We start from the raw sequence: 21436 nt of genomic DNA on the forward strand, positions 1-21436 counted from the left end.
TTGTCTCGCATTTCTTGGTTTCATTCGTCAATTAACTCAGCCTCGAATGCATAGAAGCTGCGTGGGTATTTGTCTTCAATGCTCGACACATCGGGCCGACCCCAAAATATCAACCTCATATTTTTCCCACCTTCGCGTAGCCTGTACTCAAAAACATTGGCGATTTTTATTGCAGTGTGCTCATTTTTCTTAACGTAAGAATTTTCCAACGTCATGTGTGTGAAAAATTCCTTCCGCAAGCCCATATCATAAATGCCGAATGGGAAATTTCGAGGCCTCATGAAGATCGAGCCGCTGCGCCACGGGCTGTTCGCGTCCACACGGCTGAAGTCAATATCGATATTTCGGATTTTGAAATTCGGGGCACCATAGCTGATCAGCGCTTTTGTAGGGTACTTGGGATCTTTCGGCCAGAAAAATTTTCCGCTTCCGAATATCAAGTCCTTTTCGGCCAACGACCGGTTAGCTTGAACAGCCTCGCAAATGGACTTGAGCAGAAATTCCACGTAGGATCTTTGTTCAACCGTCAGCGGCGTCACTGCAGGCAAACTTTCCAGTGCCACTTGTTCACCTACCTGCGATTCTTCCTCCGCAGGCGCGGCGGGTGGCTTGTCGCAGCCTGCAAGGAGGAACATCGCTGCAAAGGCTGCGCTTAACTTTGCGTTTATCCGGATTGCATGTGTAGTTGATGAAGCATTGTAAATTTCAGATTTCATTTGGTGTCAACTCTTAGCTAGCGCCCAGCGAACTTCAAGGCCTTGGTGCAGCGGTAGTTCGTCGCCTTCTTTTAGCGTGACACTGACGGATAAATCCGATTCGACTAACCATCTTCCGCTGAAACGGGCAGGTCTTCCGCTATTCCCACCGATCCATTGTCCTGTTTCTGTAATTGCTAGGCGCCGCTCCGGTGATGTGTTCGGGTTGGTGAAGTTATAGTGAGCTTCTTTTTCTGGGATCGTGCCGTCAGTATAGCGGTCGTCCCGCCAAAGCAAACGCCACGTTGTGGAGCGATAGATGTAATCGGTTTCTGTTTCTACTGACAAATGTGGGGCGCACGCCCCGCTGGTAAAGTAGTTCATGGCGCCGACAACTTTGAACGGAGGTTGAGGTTTCGGCGGTTTGATTAGCGAACGCAGGAATGAGGTCTTCTGTGTTTCGATCGGCTCCCAGATTCCGGCGCAGGGCAAGGATCTGTATGTGCGAACGAAAGTGTTCTCAATCGGGTCGGGAACCAGATCCAGTTCATTTGGGAAGTCCAGAGTCTTCAACTGAGCTTTGAGCCATGTGCCATAAAATATAGGGGTTGCCAAACTACGATCACGACACGGGTGTATAGCCATGGTGCAGTCCCCCCAGGCATAGGCCAACTTGGACAGCGCCTCGTCAAAGTCTGCCCAGAATGGAGTGTGCTTGCTGATGGCATTTTCACCCGTTTGTATTCGGTAGAGCATTTCCGACCAATGACCAAGAGGACGTCCAGCCGTTTCGAACTCACCAAACAGGTCAAAATTGAATACGCGTTTGTCACCCTTGGCCAGTCGATTGACGCCAGCCTCCAAGGGGACCAGTCCCTTTAAAATGAGCGAATAATCCGATGGCGGAAGAGAGGTTTCACTACCAAAGCCGTGCCTATCTGCCTCGCGCACGCTATTTTCAGTGACGGCTGCCCACGCTTTATAGAGTTCAAGAATATGGCGCCAAGCCGTCACAGAACTGACTTTTTGTAGCCAGTAAAAAATCTGCTGTCGTTCCATATCGGTTGGCAGCATGACTGTATCGTTGGGAATAGGTTGGTCCATGGGGAGCGGTTAGCCTAACGCTGGTTATTTGCGCATTGGTGGTGGGAGTAGTCTGGTGGGGTAGGCCTGATGTGGCGGAATGTCGGGAGTCGGGCCGTCGAACACCGCGCCGAGGTTCTTAATGCAGAACTGCTCGGCAGTGCTCCAGCCTGGAAGATCTCGCGGGTTGTCCAATACCCGCTCGTCAGGAAAATTGTAGAGCAGGGCCTCGAGCGCGGCATACCGGACCGATTTTTCGCTTACATCGGGAACGTAGCTTTTCAGCGGTGAGCGGAGGTAGCTGCATACAAGCAAAAGGCTACGTCGTGTGCCGATCAGGCCAAGTGGTTCTAACCGCTTTGCTAATTCAGTACCGTCTTTGGCTGCCCCCACGTTGTAGAAGCGATTAGGTGGTGCGGGCGGTGCGGATTTCTCTGCCTGGATGACGGCATTGATGAACTCATCTTCAACTTGAGTATTGCCCAGGGCTGCTTGAGCAATCCGAATCGCTGCGCGTCGTTCTGGTTCGTCACGCCACTTGGGCTGCAACGCCATTTTCTCGACAGATGGGCGCGCCTCCAGTATTTTTGCTTTGGCGGCGATATACAGGTATTGGCCTTTCGATTGTTGTAGCGAAGCGGCGTAGACGCCGCTAAACGCTGCCAGATCAGATGGCTTGCAGCGCTCGGTCAAAATAGTCGCGGCACGGCTTGTTGCGGCGTCGTCTTTGGCAAAACCGCCCGTCACTAGCGCCCGAATAATTGTCTGGTCGCGGATAATTGGAAACTTGTCCGTCGTAGGCGTATCCATCCCCAAACCAAGCTTCTCTAGATGATTGACGATATTCACTCGGACTTCCGTTGTGCCAATGGCGAGTTCGTCGGTCAAGAACTTGAGATTAGCGCGACTCAGGCGTTGATTGTTCACGATGTCTTCAACTGAATCTTTTGAATCCCGCTCTGCTGCAGCTTGCGACAGGACCGCTGTCATGGAAAGGAGCGTAAAAAGCACAGCTCGAATCATGTGTAAGATCATGGTTGGATGCCGCTTGTATGAGCTTCAATGCGCATTTCGTCGTGAATCTGCTCCACAAATATCCAAGTGCATGGGCGGGAAGTAAAAGCATTCCGAGCGACTAGGCTTGGCGCCAATTTTGCCTTGGCTATACTTCGCGTGAAGAGTGGATCACATGTCAGACGCGGATCGCTTATATGATCCTGCACGAACGCATGCATACGATCTTCGTTGATCCAAAGATCGGCGGGATTAACTTCCGCTAAAGCCTCCAGTCCCAAATCGTTGAAGGTGCTGCACGCTAAGAGTCTGCCAGCAGGTTTGCCGGTCCAGCAGAATTGGGGAGTACCACGCGGATCGTCTATCGGAATGTAGACACCTGTACGTGCGGGAACCATGCCGGTTCTTGCTGTGACGTCTGCGCGCAGCCGCAATGCGGGCGCTTGTGCCAAGGCTTCGGGAAATTCCTTGCTTCCGAGCGCGAGGCTGAAATCGTCCCAACGACCTGTGTCCTCGGTTTGATTCATCGTGTCGTCGATGTTTCCTGCATAGACGGAGAGCTCTTCAAAACGAACTTCAAAGTCGCTTTGCTCATCAGGCGTCATCCAGTCGAGCGATATTTCAGCCATGCCGCGTCCGCATTGATTGGCTCCGGTGATCGAATAGACTTCATACGCACGTTTTGCAATATGGGTGGCTACGGACAGCTCGAAGTCAGCCAAGAATGGCCAACCATTATTACCCCAATTTTCTGATGTGTTGCGTGTGTCCCAGCGGGCATCTGTCAGGATCTCGTCGCGCTGCTGTAGCTTGGCCAGATCCAGCGTTGGATCGATAGAAGCCATCAATGCGCGTAAGCGTTGTTGCAATCCCTGGAGATAGTCGAGCGACGCAAAGTGATAGAGCAGACTGACATGGATTTTTTGTCGTGTGCTTAATTGAAATGGAGGTTGTTGCATCGTGTTTTTCAATTCATTCGTCTTACTTTCGGCTGCATGGCGGCTCGCTGGGCGCGATGCAAGATCCATAGACTCTGTTCGACCTCAATCGTCAGCCAACACCCAACGCACCTCGCTGCCTTGGTGCAGCGGCAGTTTTTCGCCTTTTTGCAGCATGACACTGGCGCTTAAGTCCGTCTCGGCTAGCCATTTTCCTGCGAACGGAGCAGCAATCCCGCTCTCAGCCCAAATGGTCTCTTTCGGTACCCAGATCAATGGAGCCGGGGGAAGAACTGCGTCCGGTTTGTTGAACCGATAGTGTGCTTCCTCTTCTGGAATCGTACCGTCGGTATAGCGGTCGTCTCGCCACAGCAAACGCCATGTGGTGTCTAGATCAATGTTGTCGGACGCTGTCTCCACTGTGATCCTTGGTGCTCTCGACCCACCGTGCAAGTAGTTCATGGCGCCGACAACCTTGAAGGGCGGTTGAGGTTTGGGAACGCGAGTAATTAAACTCAAGAGCGAGGGTTTTGGGGCTTCTACCGGTTCCCAAACCCCAGAGCACGGCGTGTAATCGTTGGTACGCACGAAGATGTTATCGATCGGATCGGGGACCGGCTTTAGCTCCTTTGGAAAAGGCATTGTTTTCAACTCAGCCTGAAGCCAGGAACCGTACAACGTGAGACCTGGTTCGCCAAGGTAACGAGGTTCAAGAATATGCACGGCGCACTCTCCCCATGCTTGGCCTAACGAGATTAGTGCCTCGCAAAATTCGGCCCAGAGCGGGGTATTTTCTTTGATGCCATTCTCGCCCAACTCAATACGCTCAAGCATCTGCGTCCAATGAGAAAGCATGCGTCGAGCCATTGCAAATTCACCATTTGCGTAAAATTTAAATACCCGTTTATCGCCTTTTTTCAGTCGATTGACACCTTCTTCGCAGTGCGCCAAGCACTTTAAAATGAGAGCATATTCAGACTGAGGAAGCGAGGTCTCCTGCCCCCAGCCGTGCTCATCGGCCTCGCGTAGGCTGTTTTCTGTGGCCGTTGCCCATGCTTTATAGAATTCAAAAAGGCGGAGCCATGCCGTGACCGAACTGATTCGTTGCAACCAGTAAAAGATCTGTTGCCGCTCCAAATCGGATGGCAGCTTGGCGGAATTTTCGGGACCAGGTTGGCTCATCGAGGCGCGACTAAGATGTGGAGACTTCGTTCGTCATCAATTGTCAGCTAACACCCAACGCACCTCGCGGCCTTGGTGCAGTGGCAGCTTCTCGCCTTTTTGCAGTATGACGCTTGCGTTTAAATCAGATTCAACCAGCCATTTTCCGGCAGCTTGAGCTACAGTGCCGGTTTCTGCCCAAATAGTTTCCTTCGCCACCCAAACCGCAGGGCGAGGAGCCCGAATTGCTTCAGGTTGAGTAAAGGTGTAATGCGACTCTTCTTCGGGGAGGGATCCATCCTTATAGCGGTCATCCCGCCACAATAATCGCCACGTCGTGTCGCAAGGGAAACTGCCGTCCTCAGTTTGTATTTTGATCTGAGGAGCTTTCGAACCTCCGTGCAAGTAGTTCATTGCACCGACAATTTTGAAAGGCGGTTGCGGCTTGGGCGCGCGCGTAAGTAAGCTCAGGAATGGTGGTTTTGGTAAGTCCACCGGCTCCCAAATTCCTGTGCAAGGCGTGTATTCGTTCGTACGTACAAACGTATTGTCAATCGGGTCGGGGACAGATTCCAGTTCGCTAGGGAAGGACATCGTCTTGAGCTCCGCCTCCAACCATGGCCCGTAGTATGTAAGGCCAGGCTCGTCGAGATAGTGGGGTTCCAAGATATGTTGAGCGCACTCTTGCCAAGCTTGACCTGCCGACGTCAACGCTTCGCAAAACTCAGCCCAGAGAGGCGTATTTTCTTTGATGACGTTCTCGCCCAGTTCTATACGCGAAAGCATTTCCGCCCAATGAAAAATCATACGCTGAGCCATCGCAAATTCACCATTCGCATCAAATCTGAATACCCGTTTGTCACCCTTGGCCAGTCTATTGACGCCTTCTTCGCAGTGCGCCAAGCACTTTAATACAAGCGCATATTCAGCTTGCGGAAGAGATGTCTGGTCGTTCCAACCGTTCTCATCAGCTTCACGTACGCTATTTTCGGTAGCCGTAGCCCAAGCTTCATAGTATCCCAAGATACGCCGCCAAGCTGTGACCGAACTGACTCGCTGTAGCCAATAAAAGATCTGCTGCCGGTGCAAATCGGAGGGGAGTGAATTGAAGTGATAGGATTTAGATTGGCTCATGGATGAATGACTACCTGTTCGTTATGTTTCGCTGCTTGTTCACGACTGCCTACGCGCGCGGTTTGGGTCGTGGTGATACCTGGAGCGTGGAGGTAGCCCCAAATACCATTTGCATCGGTCCAACCAGTTTTAAAAAATGTAAATTCGAGACCCGTAATGGGATCGAAAATCTTACTCTGTTGGATACCGTTAGCGAAATCCTGCCCGGCTTTGTTTAGCATCTTTTTGAATCCCGGATCTAAAAGAAAGAACGCTTGAGTTGCTCCGCCGCCGAGATGTTGCCCCGGAATTTTTTTACCAAATTGTTCCGATACTGTACCCACCACAGCCTTCGGCCGGGTTTTTCCGACTACTTTAGCTGACACATAGAAGCCGTCGCCGTTGAAGCTATCAAGCACAGCCGCCTGCTCTCGCCATTCTTTGGCGGTTTTGGGAGGGGGACCTACTCCCCACCAAACACCGCCCGACCCAGCCTCATCTACCGGGACTCCATGCGTTGTCCGTGATGGTCCGAAGAATCGGAAAACTTCTTCGCCGTCTTTCAATTCGCGATTGACCATTTTCCCGGCGTATGCGGCCACACTGTTATATTTCTTGGTTATTGGGTCGGGTGCGTGGGTCAGGTCTGGAAAACCAGGTACAGGCTTGTAATATTTTGCAATTTCCGCTAAGTCTGCATCCGGATTCTGGTTAAATCCACCCCGCGAATTCCGTGCTGGCAGCACACCATCTTCAATCAGCCGCCGCTCTTCAGCACGTGTCGCCAACTTTTGACCTGTGGCTACTTCATGCATTGCTAAGCGACTAGTCGTCTCGCCACCTGATCGGATGTAAGCCTGAATCTCACGCAGTTTCTGATCGAATTCTTTTACCGCGTTCGGTATCATTTCCTTGCCCTTTTTTGCGACCTCGGCGAGACTCTTGCGCAGATCCTTGACACGCTCGGCCAGCTTTGGTGCCACGCCGGAAATTTTGTTACCGGTTTTAATCAGGATATTGTCGAGAGTGACCATTAGGTGCGCGAACTTTTCGAGCAAGGGCCCTGTGTGGTCGCCGATGCGCAGCTTGAGCAACCACTTCTCGGCATCCTTGACGCCGATTCGGTTCAGAAACTCGATGATTTCCTTGGCGCCTTCGACCATGTGCGCCACCCTGGCTGCCGCTGCCATATGGACGGCCTCCCCGGCAACCTTGACGATGATACGGCCCACGCCTTTGACGACGCCGCCGAACACCGGGATCAGTGCGAACAGCAAAACAACAAGCAATACCCAGTGCCATGTTGAATTGCGTTTTTCCTCATCATCGGCCAGGCCAAAGACAACGGCGATCAGATCGCGCACGGCTGTTGCATCGCCGACCAGCGGAATCATGCCGATGACCGCGTCCACAATAATTTGGGTGATGCTTGCTTTTTCGTTGAAAGCCCCTTGAACCGTACCCCAAGTCCAGCTCCCCACATCGGCACAGACAGCCTTAAAATGGCTTAGTGTCCAACCGGCTGGAGGATTCTGCGTGTCGCTCATTATGCTTATTCCTTTTCAGACGGCGTTGCCGGTGTTGTCCGATTTAAGATACTTGTCGATCAGGCTGTCGATCTTCGCGCCGGAGGGGGCAGCATCGTAATTGGGCGTCGGCGTTTTGTCCACTCGCTGGAACGCGCCCGGCATCGGACCAAAACTAACCTGAGCCATCCCCGTCTTAATGTTAGTAATCACCGCGCGGCCTTGTGCATCGAGCTTGCCGGTGCGTTCGGTGCCGTCGGCCAGTTTGACAAAATAGGCGGCTCCGGCCAGCGGCTGGTCATCATGATAGCGATGATCCAAATACAAGGTATCTGGTGGAAGTTCGCCTTCGGGCAGCACCGGGAGCGTAGCCGGTGCGCTGGCACCACCTTCAAATACATGCTGCCCACCCTTGACGGTGAAGTTACCAGGGCATGCGAACGTGATGTCGCCGCCTTCCAGCGTGATCGAGGACTGGCCGGCTTGCAGCACGATTTTCTGGCTGGCTTTGATCTCGATGCTGTCGTTGACGGAGATGACGGTGATCGACTTGTCGGCCAGGATCTCCAGCTGGTCGGTATGCGCTTGCAGCGACACCGGGCCGTTGCCGGCGATGGCCTGGATGCCGCCTGCATGCGAGAAGTAGCTCACCGCATTGGCCGCCACCGACGATACCGTGAACCCAGCCGTCATGTGCAGGTCGCCTTGCGATACCCAGTGCAGCTGCTGGCCCGCGAACAGCACGGTTGATGCCGGCGTGGCCCAGTTGATGCTGGACGGTGCATCCATCAGCACCAGCGGGGCGCCGAATTTTTCCACCGGCTTGGCCGCATCCAGATCGCGCGCGCTATCTTTCGCTTTACTGGCTTGCTGGCCATTGACTGCGCCGGCATGCTTGCCTTTTTCCTTGGGATCGAGTTGCGCGATGAAATCCTTGTGCGCTTCGGCGGCCGGCTTGCTGGACAGAGCCTGCTGCTGCGTGGCCGCTTCGCTGAGCCGTTCCGCCAGCTCCATCGACGATTTCAATGAGCCGAGCGCCTCGTTCGCATCCATCTGCGTGGACGTGACGCTGCTGCCTTGTGCGGTGCGCGCGCTGGTGGTCAGCAGCACGCCTTCCGCGCCGCGCACCGTGGCCCATGCGTCGGTGCGCAGTTCGAAACCACTGCCGCGATAGGCGCCGCGCTGGGCGGAGGAGGGATCTTGTTGAATCAAATAACCCAGGTTCAGCTGCGTCGCGGCGCTGCTGGTGGCGAGGCGCGTGCGCACCTGGCCTGGCGTATCGTCCAACTGCCATTGGTTGTAGCCGCCGCCGTCGAAGTTGTGGCTGTGGATGCCGGACAGCGTACCCGCATGATTGGCGCCCGAATCCACGCCCGCCGAAAACGGCGGCAAGTCGGAACCGGTGTACAGCTGCGCCACCACCATCGGCCGGTCCATATCGCCTTCGATGAAGTCAACCAGCACCTCGGTGCCGATGCGCGGCGTGAATTGCGAACCCCAGTTCGGGCCGGCCAGCGCTTCCGCCACGCGCACCCAGGTGCCGGAGCTTTCGTCGCCGGGCGCGTTGCCCTTGCTGTCGGTGTTGTGGCTCATGCCGCCGGCGTTGGCGCTTTGTCCGCGCTGCCAGCTGAACTGGATCTTGACCTGGTGATCGCGTCCGTGGTGGCGACCGCGCTGGCCAGGCCGACCACTGTCGCCGTCTGCGGGCCCAACGCGGTGCTGGCGTGCGGCGCGGCGGTGGCGCGCGGCACCACGGCCACGCTGTCGCGCACGCAGCCGAAGCTGTTGCGGTAGGTGCCGTTCTCGATGCCGCCGCCGATCAGCGAGGCGGCCGTCTTGATTTGCGACTGGATGTTGTTGCGCGCCTCGTGGCGCACCCACAGCACCATGAAGCGGTTGTCGCCGTCGGCATAGCGTTCGTGCTGCGTCAGCTGGAAGCCGTGGCCCGCAGCCAGGCGGCGTACCGCGCCTTTGCCTTCGAAGACCTTGTTCTCCAGCTCCAGCGCTTGCAGCATCAACTGGCTGTGCGGATCTGCGGCGACACCGTTGTCCGCGCCGCTGGCGATGCGTTCGCCGCTGCCGTCGTACACGGCCAGCACCGGCAGCTCGCCAGCATCCAGGCTGGATGTCTGTTCGGCCGATGGCGCCAGCAACTGCGCCGGATCCCAGCTGCTGATGCTGATGGCGTTGGCCTGCACCTGGCGCCGCGCGGTGAAGTGGTCGATGGCGTCGTCGGTGTCGGTGGCGCGCACGCCGTGGAAACGGATCTCGGCGTCGCCCGGCGTATCCGGCGCGCGTGCCTTGCTGTCGAAGATGACCAGCTTGTGCTTGGCCTGGCCGTTTTTGCTCTCATCGTCGGCCTGGTCGTGTTCGAAGCGCCAGCTCAGGCCTTCGGAAGCCAGCAGGCGCGTGAAGAATTCGAGGTCGCTTTCGCGGTACTGCGTGCAGATCGCGCGCGGCTCCAGCGTCTGCGTGACGTCGAATTCAAAGCGCAGCTGCGGATAGTCGGCCAGCAGTTCGGTGACGATGTCCTGAGCGTTCTTGTCCTGGAAAATATAGCTGTCACGGCGCAGCCGCAGCAGCGACAGCGCGGGTTCCAATTGCAAACGATAGCGCGCCACGCCACCGTCCGCGCCCAGCCAAGCGGCTTCGGTGCAGATGCCGTGCCAAGCGCGTTTGCTGCCATCCGGCTGCAATAGCGTGACGGTCAGTTCTTCGCCGATGAAGATGGTCAGATCCAGGTCGGTCGATACGCTCAGCGCGTCCACTTCGAACGCATACAGTTCGTTGACGCCTTCGCGGCCGCTGAAATGTTCGGCCATCAGCGATTCGGGCAGGCCCGAATCCTGGGCGCTGGCCAGCGTAAGCAGGCGCGCGTGTTGGCTCAGGCCCGTGCCGAACAGGCCGAGCGCCGAGGGAATTTGTGACAGCAGGTCCATCAGGGCAGGGTGATCGTCAGGTTGGCGGCGCGCGGCGCCATTTTGACCACGTCGTTATACGCGTTCATGCGGTTGGCGGCATTGTGGTCCAGCGAAGTGCGCAGGCCGATGTTGTGCGAAGCCGCCAGGATTGTCTTATTGATTTGTATCCCATTGCCAAATTACGACTCCATACTTGCTGTCGAACTGGGGCATTTTTTCGCCTGCGATAAAGCGTGCCCTTGAGTTTTCTTTGGCCGGGGTAAAATAAAAGCCTGACTCCGGACAGGGGCTACCGGCCGGAACACGGCCCGCTTTCGACGCAAGCAGCGATGGCTGCGTAGAGATTCCAGCTTCGCTCATTCGTTTGACGAGAGTCCATCTGCACGGCTGATTTTCAAAAATCTCAGATGTGCCATATTGCTTACCTGTCCTGTCGTCGATCAACTTATCACTACGCACCCAAGCGCGGCAAGCAGGCGCCTCGGAAAATTCGATGCTTAAATATTCTGCGCAGCTGTTCTCGACGTCAGGCACATAGATACCAGCAACAGTAGGCTTATCACCAGTCAGAACAGTCGTATTTTGATCAATTTGATAGACGGGCCAATGCTCCGGCAAATCAAGTGGCCCTCTCAACGGTTCCATATAGTCCCTGTCAAGTTCAAACAGCTCCCAGTGAGCTCCCTCTGTGGCCGCGATATTTCCTGCCATGTTTGTTGCAGTGATCAGCAGTTTTCGATAGCGTGTCTCATCATCGGAGTTCATCCATCCTGACCAAAATTCCTGTTGGCCTTTAAAGTCGTTAATAGGCCCATGACAATAGCTCAGGCCGGAGAGACTACCGCCGGATAATAAAATATAGCCATCGCAGAGCTCTTGAAACGTATTCCGAAAATTCGGCAATATACGCTCTCCCCACACGACGTCTGGTTGTTCTGGCAATGGCCGATTTCGATAGTCCAAGGGCAAGCGAACCATGAAATCATCAAGGCATTTTTCTACGTGGACAATCATTTCAGCCCATACATCGCGCAGCTTGCCAAAATATGCGACGGAGATGTAACGTTCAAGAAGAAAAATTTCTTGAGGATTAATTTTTGTAGTCATCTATTTCTTTTCATACCAATTGTTTTTAAGAACAGGAACGCCAACCAGAGTTCCACCGCCGAAATCGGTGTAGCCGCCGCTCCAAGGCGTGCGCTGACGTTTCCCTACTGCCTCTTTGATCAAGTCATCTGGGTTCACGACAATTTGAATCGCCCCACCTTCTAGAACGATTTTATTTTTCCCCATTGTTTGGGAAGCCGTAATTCCTTCCCAAACATGCAGGCCTTGTCCCGGAGGAACTACGTAGGTAACGAATTCTCCGTTGCTGTTCCAACTGGCCCATACGGCAAATCGTTTGCGCCAGTCATCTTTGGATTTGAGCTTATCGAATTCTGCCTTTCTCATCCAGCAAATGCTATTGTCAGCCGATTGCGGATCGAGCACCCTATATAAGGTCTCTCCCGGCGGAATGACTACAGGGTCCATCGTATGAAAGGTCGTATGCTTGTTGTCCATAGGATGGCTTTTCCCTCCAGGATCCGGCACGGTACTTCTCCAACCGGGCTTCGCGGGCGGAGCATTTCTCTTTCCAGGGTAGGTTTCAACACCATTGACTTTTGCCCATGCCGGGTGGCCTGCATTAATTTCAGCTTCTTCAATTGCGGCCGTTACACGTGTGGTTGCATGTGGATTTCGGACGTTCAAGTGCGCCCTAAATGCCATATCGGCCTCGATATCCAGCCTTCGAGCAAGCCTGTTAAGTATATCCTGAACAGGTTTCAGTGCCTTGGCCAACATTTGATCGGCTTGGCGTCGAACTCCATCAATCATATGCAAAAGCTCTGTTACTTTTTTTGCCATGGTCTCGCCGCCCCAGCGTTTAACCAACTCGAGCATACTATTCGCTGCTTTTTTTGCTTCATCAAAAGCTGTCAGCAGTTTGCCAACATTGATCTGACTGGCCAGTTCTCTAAATTTTGTAGCAAGATATTTATAAGGATTGTCGATTTTTAATGCTTTAAGTGTTTTGACCACCTCTGGACGAGCCAGAAATTTATTCAGCTGAATAATAGCTTGTTCAATCAAATGAGCGATTTGGGGCGTTGCTCCGCTGACGTGTGCGGCTTTACGTATGGATGAAAAGGCCACTTTGCCACAGCCTTTTAATAGGGACCCCAGAGTTGGGAACAATCCGATTAACGTGAGGACCAGCGCCACCCAATGCCAAACCTCCCGTGGTTCGCCATTGATTTTTTTACAATTTGCGATGACGTCGCGCACGTCGCAGATCTGGTCTACAAAAGGAATCATGGAAATGACTGTGCCAGTCGCCACTTGTGCGGTACTTGCTCCCTCATTGAAATCTCCTTGTAGCACTCCCCAGATCCACTCGGCGCACGCGCTGAGATCCGATTTTGCACTGGCGAGCCAGCGTTTAGGCGCGGCGCTAAACCAAGCTAGCGCGTTTTCAAATTCGTCATTCATTAACCTTTAACCTTCTGTGTACCGGAAAATGAGTCTGTTCCCCGGAATTTGTCTTCAGCTTTTGTGAGCATTTCTTTTAAAGTGGTCCATGGCTTCTCCGGCATAGGCTCCCGTGCCTCGTACTCTGCAGAGATTGGTTTTTCTGGTACGTTATCGTGATGTGCATTCCCCTGTTGGTCTAGTTTTCCAGAAATGATTGCTCCACCGGCAAAAAGAATCTTGTAGCCGACTCCCTCCATTGGCTCGCCATAAAAATCTCTATAGTTCAATGCTATGAAGTTATTGAACTTACTTTGCCCATCCGGTAACGGAATAGTCTGCGCTGGCTTACTGCTACCGCCCTCAAACACATGCTTTCCACCCTTGACGGTGAAGTTGCCAGGGCAGGCGAACGTGATGTCGCCGCCTTCCAGCGTGATCGACGACTGGCCCGCTTGCAGCACGATCTTCTGGTTGGCCTTGATCTCGATGCTGTCGTTGACCGAGATGACGGTGATCGACTTGTCGGCCAGGATCTCCAGCTGGTCGGTGTGCGCCTGTAACGATACCGGTCCGTTGCCGGCGATGGCCTGGATGCCGCCCGCGTGCGAGAAGTAGCTCACCGCATTGGCCGCCACCGACGATACCGTGAACCCGGCCGTCATGTGCACGTCGCCTTGCGACACCCAGTGCAGCTGCTGGCCCGCGAACAGCACGGTTGATGCCGGCGTGGCCCAGTTGATGCTGGATGGTGCGTCCATCAGCACCAGCGGGGCGCCGAATTTTTCCACCGGCTTGGCCGCGTCGAGATCGCGCGCACCGTCCTTGGCCTTGACGGCCTGCTGGCCATTGACCGCGCCGGTATGCTTGCCTTTTTCCTTGGGATCGAGCTGCGCGATGAAATCCTTGTGTGCCTCGGCGGCCGGCTTGCTGGACAAAGCCTGCTGCTGCGTGGCCGCTTCGCTGAGCTTATCCGCCAGTTCCTTCGACGATTTCAATGCACCGAGCGCCTCGTCCGCATCCATCTGCGTCGACGTCACGCTGCTGCCTTGTGCTGCGCGCGCGCTGGTGGTCAACAGCACACCTTCAGCGCCGCGTACCGTGGCCCAGGCGTCCGTGCGCAGTTCAAAACCGCTGCCGCGATAGGCGCCGCGCTGGGCGGAGGAGGGATCTTGTTGAATCAAATAACCCAGGTTCAGCTGCGTCGCGGCGCTGCTGGTGGCGAGGCGCGTGCGCACCTGGCCTGGCGTGTCGTCCAGCTGCCATTGGTTGTAGCCGCCGCCGTCGAAGTTGTGGCTGTGGATGCCGGACAGCGTGCCCGCATGATTTGCGCCCGAGTCCACGCCTGCCGAAAACGGCGGCAAGTCGGAACCGGTGTACAGCTGCGCCACCACCATCGGCCGGTCCATATCGCCTTCGATAAAGTCGACCAGCACCTCGGTGCCGATGCGCGGCGTGAATTGCGAGCCCCAGTTCGGGCCGGCCAGCGCTTCCGCCACCCGCACCCAGGTGCCGGAGCTTTCGTCGCCGGGCGCGTTGCCCTTGCTGTCGGTGTTGTGGCTCATGCCGCCGGCGTTGGCGCTTTGTCCGCGCTGCCAGCTGAACTGGATCTTGACCTGGTGATCGCGATCCGTGGTGGCGACCGCGCTGGCCAGGCCGACCACTGTCGCCGTCTGCGGCCCCAACGCGGTGCTGGCGTGCGGCGCGGCGGTGGCGCGCGGCACCACGGCCACGCTGTCGCGCACGCAGCCGAAGCTGTTGCGATAGGTGCCGTTCTCGATGCCGCCGCCGATCAGCGAGGCGGCCGTCTTGATCTGCGACTGGATGTTATTGCGCGCCTCGTGGCGCACCCACAGCACCAGGAAGCGGTTGTCGCCGTCGGCATAGCGTTCGTGCTGCGTCAGCTGGAAGCCGTGGCCCGCAGCCAGGCGGCGTACCGCGCCTTTGCCTTCGAAGACCTTGTTCTCCAGTTCCAGCGCCTGCAGCATCAACTGGCTGTGCGGATCGGCGGCGACGCCGTTGTCGGCGCCGCTGGCGATGCGCTCGCCGCTGCCGTCGTACACGGCCAGCACCGGCAGTTCACCCGCATCCAGGCTGGATGTCTGTTCGGCCGATGGCGCCAACAACTGCGCCGGATCCCAGCTGCTGATGCTGATAGCGTTGGCCTGCACCTGGCGCCGCGCGGCGAAGTGGTCGATGGCGTCGTCGGTGTCGGTGGCGCGCACGCCGTGGAAGCGGATCTCGGCGTCGCCCGGCGTATCCGGTGCGCGCGCCTTGCTGTCGAAGATGACCAGCTTGTGCTTGGCCTGGCCGTCCTGACTCTCATCGTCGGCCTGGTCGTGTTCGAAGCGCCAGCTCAGGCCTTCGGAAGCCAGCAGGCGCGTGAAGAATTCGAGGTCGCTTTCGCGGTACTGCGTGCAGATGGCGCGCGGCTCAAGCGTTTGCGTGACGTCGAATTCAAAGCGCAGCTGCGGATAGTCGGCCAGCAGTTCGGTGACGATGTCCTGGGCGTTCTTGTCCTGGAAAATATAGCTGTCGCGGCGCAGCCGCAGCAGCGACAGCGCAGGCTCCAGGTGCAAACGATAGCGCGCCACGCCGCCGTCCGCGCCCAGCCATGCGGCTTCGGTGCAGATGCCGTGCCATGCGCGTTTGCTGCCATCCGGCTGCAATAGCGTGACGGTCAGCTCTTCGCCGATGAAGATCGTCAGATCCAGATCGGTCGATACGCTCAACGCGTCCACCTCGAACGCATACAGTTCGTTGACGCCTTCGCGGCCGCTGAAGTGTTCGGCCATCAGCGATTCGGGCAGGCCGGAATCCTGGGCGCTGGCCAGCGTGAGCAGCCGCGCGTGTTGGCTCAGGCCCGTGCCGAACAGGCCGAGCGCCGAGGGAATTTGTGACAGCAGGTCCATCAGGGCAGGGTGATCGTCAGGTTGGCGGCGCGCGGCGCCATTTTGACCACGTCGTTATACGCGTTCATGCGGTTGGCGGCATTGTGGTCCAGCGAAGTGCGCAGGCCGATGTAGCCCAGTACGCAGATCAATCCGAACACGGAGCACAGCACCCATACCGGCAGGTCGCTGCGCAGTTTGTGCTTGATCTGGTCCGGGCGTTCGGCGTGCGGAGCGAAGCCGCCGCGCTTGCCCTTCATGTGGGCGATTTCGTCGCCCAGGCGCGAGGTCAGGTAGTTCAGCTTTTCCGAGCCTTCGAGGATGTACTTGCCCTGGAAGCCCAGCAGCAAACACATATGGAACACTTCCAGCGCCTGCATGTGCGCGCTGCCGCGTGCGCGCAGGTTCTCCAGGCGGTTGTAGAAGTTTTCACCGGCCAGCTGGTCGCCGAACAGCACCAGTTGCAGCGGACGGCGTTCCCACGCGTCGCGGATGCTGAAGGTGGAGCGCAGGATGATCTCGTCGACCGCCGCGCAGAAGGCGTATTTTGCGTTGTCGATATCGTCCGGCGAGGCGTTGTGCTTTTTCGCGCCACGGCCGAAGTCGTCCAGGAAGGCTGTCATCTTGCGGGCGAACTCGCCGTCGTCCTGCGGGCCGTTGCCGTTCTTGAGCATGAACAGCGCGTAGAAGCCGTCGTACATCAGGTCGAGCAGGGTTTGCGGAGCGCTGGCGGCGCTGGCCGGGGCGCCGGCGCCCATCAGGGAAGGTGCGGTAACTGCGTTCATTTTTGATCCTCAGTTCAGGAAGTAACGGCCACCAGGTCCAGCTTCAGGTCGTGCATGCCGCCGGGGACGTAAATGGAAATCGATTGGGCTTGAATCATGCGCTCGTACATCTGGCCCTTGGCTTCGAGCGCGAAGTAGCAGGCGTCCGGACGTACCGGCACGGCGGCCGGCACTTGCGGCGCGTGCGTCAGGCGCACGCCCGGCATGGCCGACAGCACGAATTTCTCGACGTCGTCCGGCGCGCCGATCTTGAAGCGCAGCGGCACGATGTCCACCAGCTCGCTGGCCGGCAGGTCGGCCGAGACGGCGATGTAGAAGGTGGTTTTGTCGTCGATCTTCTGCGAGTCCAGCATGCCATGGTGGTACGAAGGCTTGACTTCCTTGAGTGCGATGGCGAAGTACTTCGACGAGATCACCGTGTCGAGCAGCTCGCGGATGATCTGGTGCAGTTGGGCGAAGCCCGGGCCGGGATCGGTGTGCAGATACGGCGGCAGGTCGGCCAGGGTCCAGCTTTTCGAGAAGGTCATCAGCGCGCCAGCCAGCGACAGCAGCTGTTCGTACAGCCGTTCCGGATGCAGCGTTGGATGATGGAAGTAGTGCGACAGCGAGGCAAACGCCGAACTGGCCGTGTGCAGCAGCCAGAAAGACGACATGTCGCCGGAGCGGAATTCGATCACATGTTTGCTCGGCTCGCGATGGTGGCCGTACAGCGCGCTGACTTTCGCCTGCAGCGCGTCGATCAGGCGGCGCAGTTGCAGGAACAGCAGCGGCGAGCTGCGGATCGACAGGCTGGGCGCGACAAACGCGGCATCCAGTTCGAAGCCGCCGGTGGCGGCGCGGCGCAGGCGCAGCAGCGGGAAGTGGGTGTACGAATCGCGCGGCTCGAACTCCGACACCAGGCGCACGGTTTTCTTCAGGTAGCTCAGTTGCGCCGACGCGGCTTGGGTGTACAGGTCTGGCGTCTCGCGGTTCGATTGCAGGAAGCGCACCGCGTTGCCGCCACTGGCGCCGTCGCCGAAATTGCCGCCGAAGGGCTTGAACGCGGGCAGGGCGGCGTAGAAGGTCACGCTCTGCTGCGATTGCAGCATCTGGCTCAGGTCTACGGCATCGGGCAGTTCGTCTTCGCCGGGCGCGCTGTACAGCTCACCGTCCTGGAAGCGCAGCGACAACTCCAGCACGCGCAAGGTGTTGTTGGCCAGGGCGTCACGGTCGATCTGCAGCTGGTTCACGCCCCAGGCGTAGGGATGCAGTGCCAGCATGCTCTGATGCAGGCGCTGCTCGTGATACTGGTCCTGTTGCTGGAAGTGCTGCGGGCGCAGGAATAAGCCTTCGCCCCATAGAATTTTGCTGCTCATGCGTGCGTCCTTGAGAGTGTGGCGCATTGATGCCATTTGTTAAGTAGCAGAACAATAACATTTCTTGTCCAATTACCGCGCCCGCTTGGTTTCTATCGTGCGCAGCTTAAAAAATAGGCAACTCGGACCTCTGCGGCACTAAAAAATTCCTCTTCCCAACCAAAAATTCAATTGAACGCGGTCAATAATAAATTTCTGATAACGTGGCGCCTGTTGGATAAATTAGTGATTAAGCATTCTTTTTTGATATTTAGTTTGAGGACAGCATGAATACCGTTATTTCCCTCGGCCGCATCGGCCGTTTCATTGGCGCCGCTGTCTGCGCCGCATCGCTCAGCGCTTGCATGACCACCCCGGTCGCCCAGAAGCCAGCCCTGCCAAGCATGGAAGATATGTTGGCCAAAGCCAGCCAGGCCAGCGGTTCGGGACAGAAAGAACAAGCCGTAACGTTGTGGAAAGAGGCGGCCGTGGCCTACCCGGCCGACAAGGCGCCGTGGACCAATATCGCGCAAACCCGTTATGAAGCCGGTCAATACGGCGAAGCCATTACCAGCGCACAGGAAGTGCTGGTGCGCGATCCGAACGACCGCCTGGCCAACAGCATCATCGCCATCAGCGGCCTGCGTTTGTCGACGCGCGCGCTGTCGGACCTGAGCCGCCAGAACAATCTGTCCGGATCGCTGCGCACCGAGTCGCAGGACCTGGCCAAGCTGCTGCGCGAAAGCCTGGGCGAATCCGTGCTGGTGCCGCCGCAGCCTTCGCAAGCCTCCAATCCGGCTCGCAACAATAACAGCAGCACTGCCGCCAAAGGCAAAAAAGGCAAGGCCAAGGCCGATGATGATTCGAGCGCCAATCCTTTCAACGCTTTGAAGTAAGTAAAACGTTTCGCATTTAACCCAACGATAGGGGATTCCCATGTCAAAAAATACCAGCGTCCAGAAGAAACTACAAAAAATCCGTCCGCCACGGGTCCAGATGACCTATGACGTTGAAATCGGCGACGCCATCGAAAACAAGGAACTGCCTTTCGTGATGGGCGTGGTCGGCGATTTCGGCGGCAATTCGGAAGTCGAGCAAAAGCGCCTGAAGGACCGCAGCTTTGTCGGCATCGACCGCGATAACTTCGACGAGGTGCTGAAAGCCGTCGAACCGCGCGCCGCCTATCGCGTAGCGAATGAGTTGAGCGATGAAGCCGGCCAGTTCGCGGTCGACCTGAAATTCAAGTCGATGGACGACTTCCGTCCCGAAGCCGTGGTGCAGCAGGTGGAGCCGCTGCGCAAGCTGCTCGAAGCGCGCACCAAGCTGGCCGACCTGCGCAACAAGCTGGCCGGTAACGACAAGCTGGAAGACATCCTCAACGACGTCTTGAACAGCACCGAGAAATTGGCCGAACTGGGCCAACAAACCACGAAAGCCTGATCATGTCCGCTCAACTGACTCCAGGCGGCGCGCCCGCCGCCGCCACTGAAATGGCTTTGCTCGACCAGATCGTCGAGCAAAGCAAGGTCGCCAAATCCAGCGCCGAACACGCGCGCGCCAAGGATTTGATTTCCGAACTGGTGAACCAGGTCATGGACGGCACCGTGGTCGTTTCCGACAACCTGGCCGCCACCATCGACGCCCGCGTCGCGGAACTGGACCGCATGATTTCGGCGCAGCTGTCGGCCGTGATGCACGCGCCGGAATTCCAGAAGCTGGAAAGCAGCTGGACCGGCTTGAACTACCTGGTGCGCAACACCGCCACCGGCCAGAACCTGAAGATCAAGATGCTCAACGCGACCAAGAAGGAATTGGTCAAGGACTTCCAGTCCGCGCTGGAGTTCGACCAGAGCACCATGTTCAAGAAGGTCTACGAAGAAGAATTCGGCACCTTCGGCGGTGCGCCGTTCGGCGCGCTGCTGGGCGACTACGAGATCACCCGCCAGCCGGAAGACATGTACTTCATTGAGCAGATGTCGCACGTGGCCGCCGCCGCGCACGCGCCGTTCATTTCGGCCGCGTCGCCGGAGCTGTTTGGCCTGGAGAGCTACAGCGACCTGGGTAAGCCGCGCGACCTGTCCAAGGTGTTCGACACCGTCGAATACGCGAAGTGGAAGTCGTTCCGCGAATCGGAAGACTCGCGCTACGTCGGCCTGACCTTGCCGCGCTTCCTGGGCCGCCTGCCGTTCAACCCGGCCGATGGCGCCACCACCGAAGGCTTCAACTTCGTCGAGGACGTGGATGGCACCGATCACCAGAAATACCTGTGGTGTAACGCCGCCTACGCCTTCGGCACCAAGCTGACCGCGGCCTTCGAGGACTACGGCTGGTGCGCGGCGATCCGCGGCGTGGAAGGCGGCGGCCTGGTGGAAGACCTGCCGACCCACACCTTCAAGACCGACGAAGGCGAAGTGGCGCTCAAGTGCCCGACCGAAATCGCCATCACCGACCGCCGCGAAAAAGAACTGAGCGACCTCGGTTTCATCTCTCTGGTCCACTGCAAGAACACCGACTACGCCGCCTTCTTCGGCGCGCAATCGGCGCAGAAAGCCCGCAAGTACAACAGCGAGGCCGCCAACGCCAACGCTGTGCTGTCGGCGCAGCTGCAATACATCTTCGCCGTCTCGCGCATCGCCCACTACATGAAGGCGATGATGCGCGACAAAATCGGCAGCTTCGCCGCCGCCTCGAACGTGGAAGACTTCCTGAACCGCTGGCTGACCCAGTACGTGCTGCTGGACGATAACGCCAGCCAGGAACAGAAAGCCCAGTTCCCGCTGCGCGAAGCGTCGGTACAAGTATCCGAAGTGCCGGGCCGTCCGGGCGTGTACCGCGCCGTGTCGTTCCTGCGTCCGCACTTCCAGCTCGACGAGCTGTCCGTTTCACTCCGTTTGGTCGCGGAGCTCCCTGCATCGACCAAAAACTAAGCAACCGTAGTACTTACTTTAACAACCGAAAGGAATAACAATGGCAATCGACGTCTATCTGCAAATCGATGGTATCAAAGGCGAATCCGCCGATGCTACCCACAAGGACTGGATCGAGGTATCGACCGTTCAATGGGAAGTGCTGCAGCCTAAGTCGGCTACCGCATCGACCGGCGGCGGCCACACCGCCGAGCGTACCGAGCACAAAGACATCGTGGTCTCGAAGCTGGCCGACCTGGCTACTCCTCTGCTGCTGCAAACCTGCTCGTCGGGTAAAACCATTCCTAAGGCTAAGCTGGAATTCCTGCGCGCCGACGGCAATGGCGAGCGTATCAAGTACTTCGAAATCGAACTGGAAAATGTTCTGATCAGCAGCGTTGCACCAACCGTCAAGCAGGGCAACATCCTGACTGAAGACGTGGCGATCAAGTATTCGAAAGTGAAGTGGAAGTACACCCAACAAAAAGTTGGCGGCGGTTCGGGCGGTAACACCTCGGGTGGCTGGGATCTGTCGGCTAACAAGACCGCGTAATCGAC

At 57.1% G+C, this 21436-nt stretch carries 18 protein-coding genes; 4 read left to right on the plus strand and 14 right to left on the minus strand.

From position 1 onward, the window contains the following. Nucleotides 1–20 precede the first annotated feature (20 nt). The 14 genes from V6M89_RS02990 to tssK all read right to left on the minus strand — a co-directional run bounded on the left by V6M89_RS02990 (nucleotide 21) and on the right by tssK (nucleotide 17993). Nucleotides 21–716 (minus strand): hypothetical protein, encoded by a 696-nt coding sequence (locus tag V6M89_RS02990; protein ID WP_332851757.1) that lies wholly within the window; start codon nucleotides 714–716, stop codon nucleotides 21–23. Between the two features lie 6 nt (nucleotides 717–722). After that, nucleotides 723–1769: an Imm71 family immunity protein gene (locus V6M89_RS02995; protein WP_332851758.1), complete on the minus strand. Its 1047-nt coding sequence runs from the start codon at nucleotides 1767–1769 to the stop codon at nucleotides 723–725. Nucleotides 1770–1823: 54 nt separating this feature from the next. Further along, a complete protein-coding gene (locus V6M89_RS03000) occupies nucleotides 1824–2813 on the minus strand; it encodes a hypothetical protein (protein WP_332851759.1) in 990 nt (329 codons plus the stop codon). Further along, nucleotides 2810–3820 (minus strand): hypothetical protein, encoded by a 1011-nt coding sequence (locus V6M89_RS03005; protein ID WP_332851760.1) that lies wholly within the window; start codon nucleotides 3818–3820, stop codon nucleotides 2810–2812. Before V6M89_RS03005 ends, V6M89_RS03000 begins: the two co-directional genes overlap by 4 nt. A gap of 15 nt (nucleotides 3821–3835) precedes the next feature. Next, nucleotides 3836–4912 (minus strand): Imm71 family immunity protein, encoded by a 1077-nt coding sequence (locus V6M89_RS03010; protein ID WP_332851761.1) that lies wholly within the window; start codon nucleotides 4910–4912, stop codon nucleotides 3836–3838. Nucleotides 4913–4948: 36 nt separating this feature from the next. Continuing rightward, nucleotides 4949–6025 (minus strand): Imm71 family immunity protein, encoded by a 1077-nt coding sequence (locus V6M89_RS03015; RefSeq protein WP_332851762.1) that lies wholly within the window; start codon nucleotides 6023–6025, stop codon nucleotides 4949–4951. Beyond that, nucleotides 6022–7551: a hypothetical protein gene (locus V6M89_RS03020; protein ID WP_332851763.1), complete on the minus strand. Its 1530-nt coding sequence runs from the start codon at nucleotides 7549–7551 to the stop codon at nucleotides 6022–6024. Before V6M89_RS03020 ends, V6M89_RS03015 begins: the two co-directional genes overlap by 4 nt. A 15-nt stretch (nucleotides 7552–7566) precedes the next feature. After that, the gene (locus V6M89_RS03025; RefSeq protein ID WP_332851764.1) at nucleotides 7567–9123 is read right to left on the minus strand and encodes a DUF2345 domain-containing protein; all 1557 of its coding nucleotides are present in this window, start codon (nucleotides 9121–9123) and stop codon (nucleotides 7567–7569) included. After that, complete coding sequence (locus V6M89_RS03030; RefSeq protein ID WP_332851765.1) at nucleotides 9120–10469, minus strand: type VI secretion system Vgr family protein; 1350 nt, start codon at nucleotides 10467–10469, stop codon at nucleotides 9120–9122. The genes V6M89_RS03025 and V6M89_RS03030 overlap by 4 nt, the downstream gene beginning before the upstream one ends. A 135-nt stretch (nucleotides 10470–10604) precedes the next feature. Next, nucleotides 10605–11558: a hypothetical protein gene (locus V6M89_RS03035; protein ID WP_332851766.1), complete on the minus strand. Its 954-nt coding sequence runs from the start codon at nucleotides 11556–11558 to the stop codon at nucleotides 10605–10607. Further along, nucleotides 11559–12983: a hypothetical protein gene (locus V6M89_RS03040; RefSeq protein WP_332851767.1), complete on the minus strand. Its 1425-nt coding sequence runs from the start codon at nucleotides 12981–12983 to the stop codon at nucleotides 11559–11561. Continuing rightward, nucleotides 12983–15874, minus strand: coding sequence for a type VI secretion system Vgr family protein (locus tag V6M89_RS03045; protein WP_332851768.1), 2892 nt, complete (start codon nucleotides 15872–15874; stop codon nucleotides 12983–12985). The genes V6M89_RS03040 and V6M89_RS03045 overlap by 1 nt, the downstream gene beginning before the upstream one ends. Further along, nucleotides 15874–16638: a type IVB secretion system protein IcmH/DotU gene (icmH, locus tag V6M89_RS03050; RefSeq protein ID WP_442881945.1), complete on the minus strand. Its 765-nt coding sequence runs from the start codon at nucleotides 16636–16638 to the stop codon at nucleotides 15874–15876. Before icmH ends, V6M89_RS03045 begins: the two co-directional genes overlap by 1 nt. 14 nt (nucleotides 16639–16652) lie before the next feature. Continuing rightward, nucleotides 16653–17993: a type VI secretion system baseplate subunit TssK gene (tssK, locus tag V6M89_RS03055; RefSeq protein ID WP_332851769.1), complete on the minus strand. Its 1341-nt coding sequence runs from the start codon at nucleotides 17991–17993 to the stop codon at nucleotides 16653–16655. A 266-nt stretch (nucleotides 17994–18259) separates the two neighbouring features. Between tssK and V6M89_RS03060 the strand changes: the two genes are divergently transcribed. Genes V6M89_RS03060 through V6M89_RS03075 form a run of 4 tightly spaced genes read left to right on the plus strand, consistent with a single transcriptional unit; the run spans nucleotide 18260 to nucleotide 21431 of the window. Further along, a complete protein-coding gene (locus tag V6M89_RS03060; RefSeq protein WP_332851770.1) occupies nucleotides 18260–18868 on the plus strand; it encodes a tetratricopeptide repeat protein in 609 nt (202 codons plus the stop codon). Nucleotides 18869–18908: 40 nt separating this feature from the next. Next, the gene (tssB, locus tag V6M89_RS03065) at nucleotides 18909–19412 is read left to right on the plus strand and encodes a type VI secretion system contractile sheath small subunit (protein WP_332851771.1); all 504 of its coding nucleotides are present in this window, start codon (nucleotides 18909–18911) and stop codon (nucleotides 19410–19412) included. Between the two features lie 2 nt (nucleotides 19413–19414). Then, nucleotides 19415–20899, plus strand: coding sequence for a type VI secretion system contractile sheath large subunit (tssC, locus tag V6M89_RS03070; protein ID WP_116989051.1), 1485 nt, complete (start codon nucleotides 19415–19417; stop codon nucleotides 20897–20899). Between the two features lie 40 nt (nucleotides 20900–20939). Next, nucleotides 20940–21431 carry an Hcp family type VI secretion system effector gene (locus V6M89_RS03075; protein ID WP_008449053.1) on the plus strand — a complete coding sequence of 164 codons (492 nt, stop codon included), beginning with the start codon at nucleotides 20940–20942 and terminating at the stop codon, nucleotides 21429–21431. Nucleotides 21432–21436: the final 5 nt, after the last annotated feature.

The sequence above is a fragment of the Duganella sp. S19_KUP01_CR8 genome (assembly GCF_036688705.1).
Lineage (GTDB): Bacteria > Pseudomonadota > Gammaproteobacteria > Burkholderiales > Burkholderiaceae_D > Rugamonas.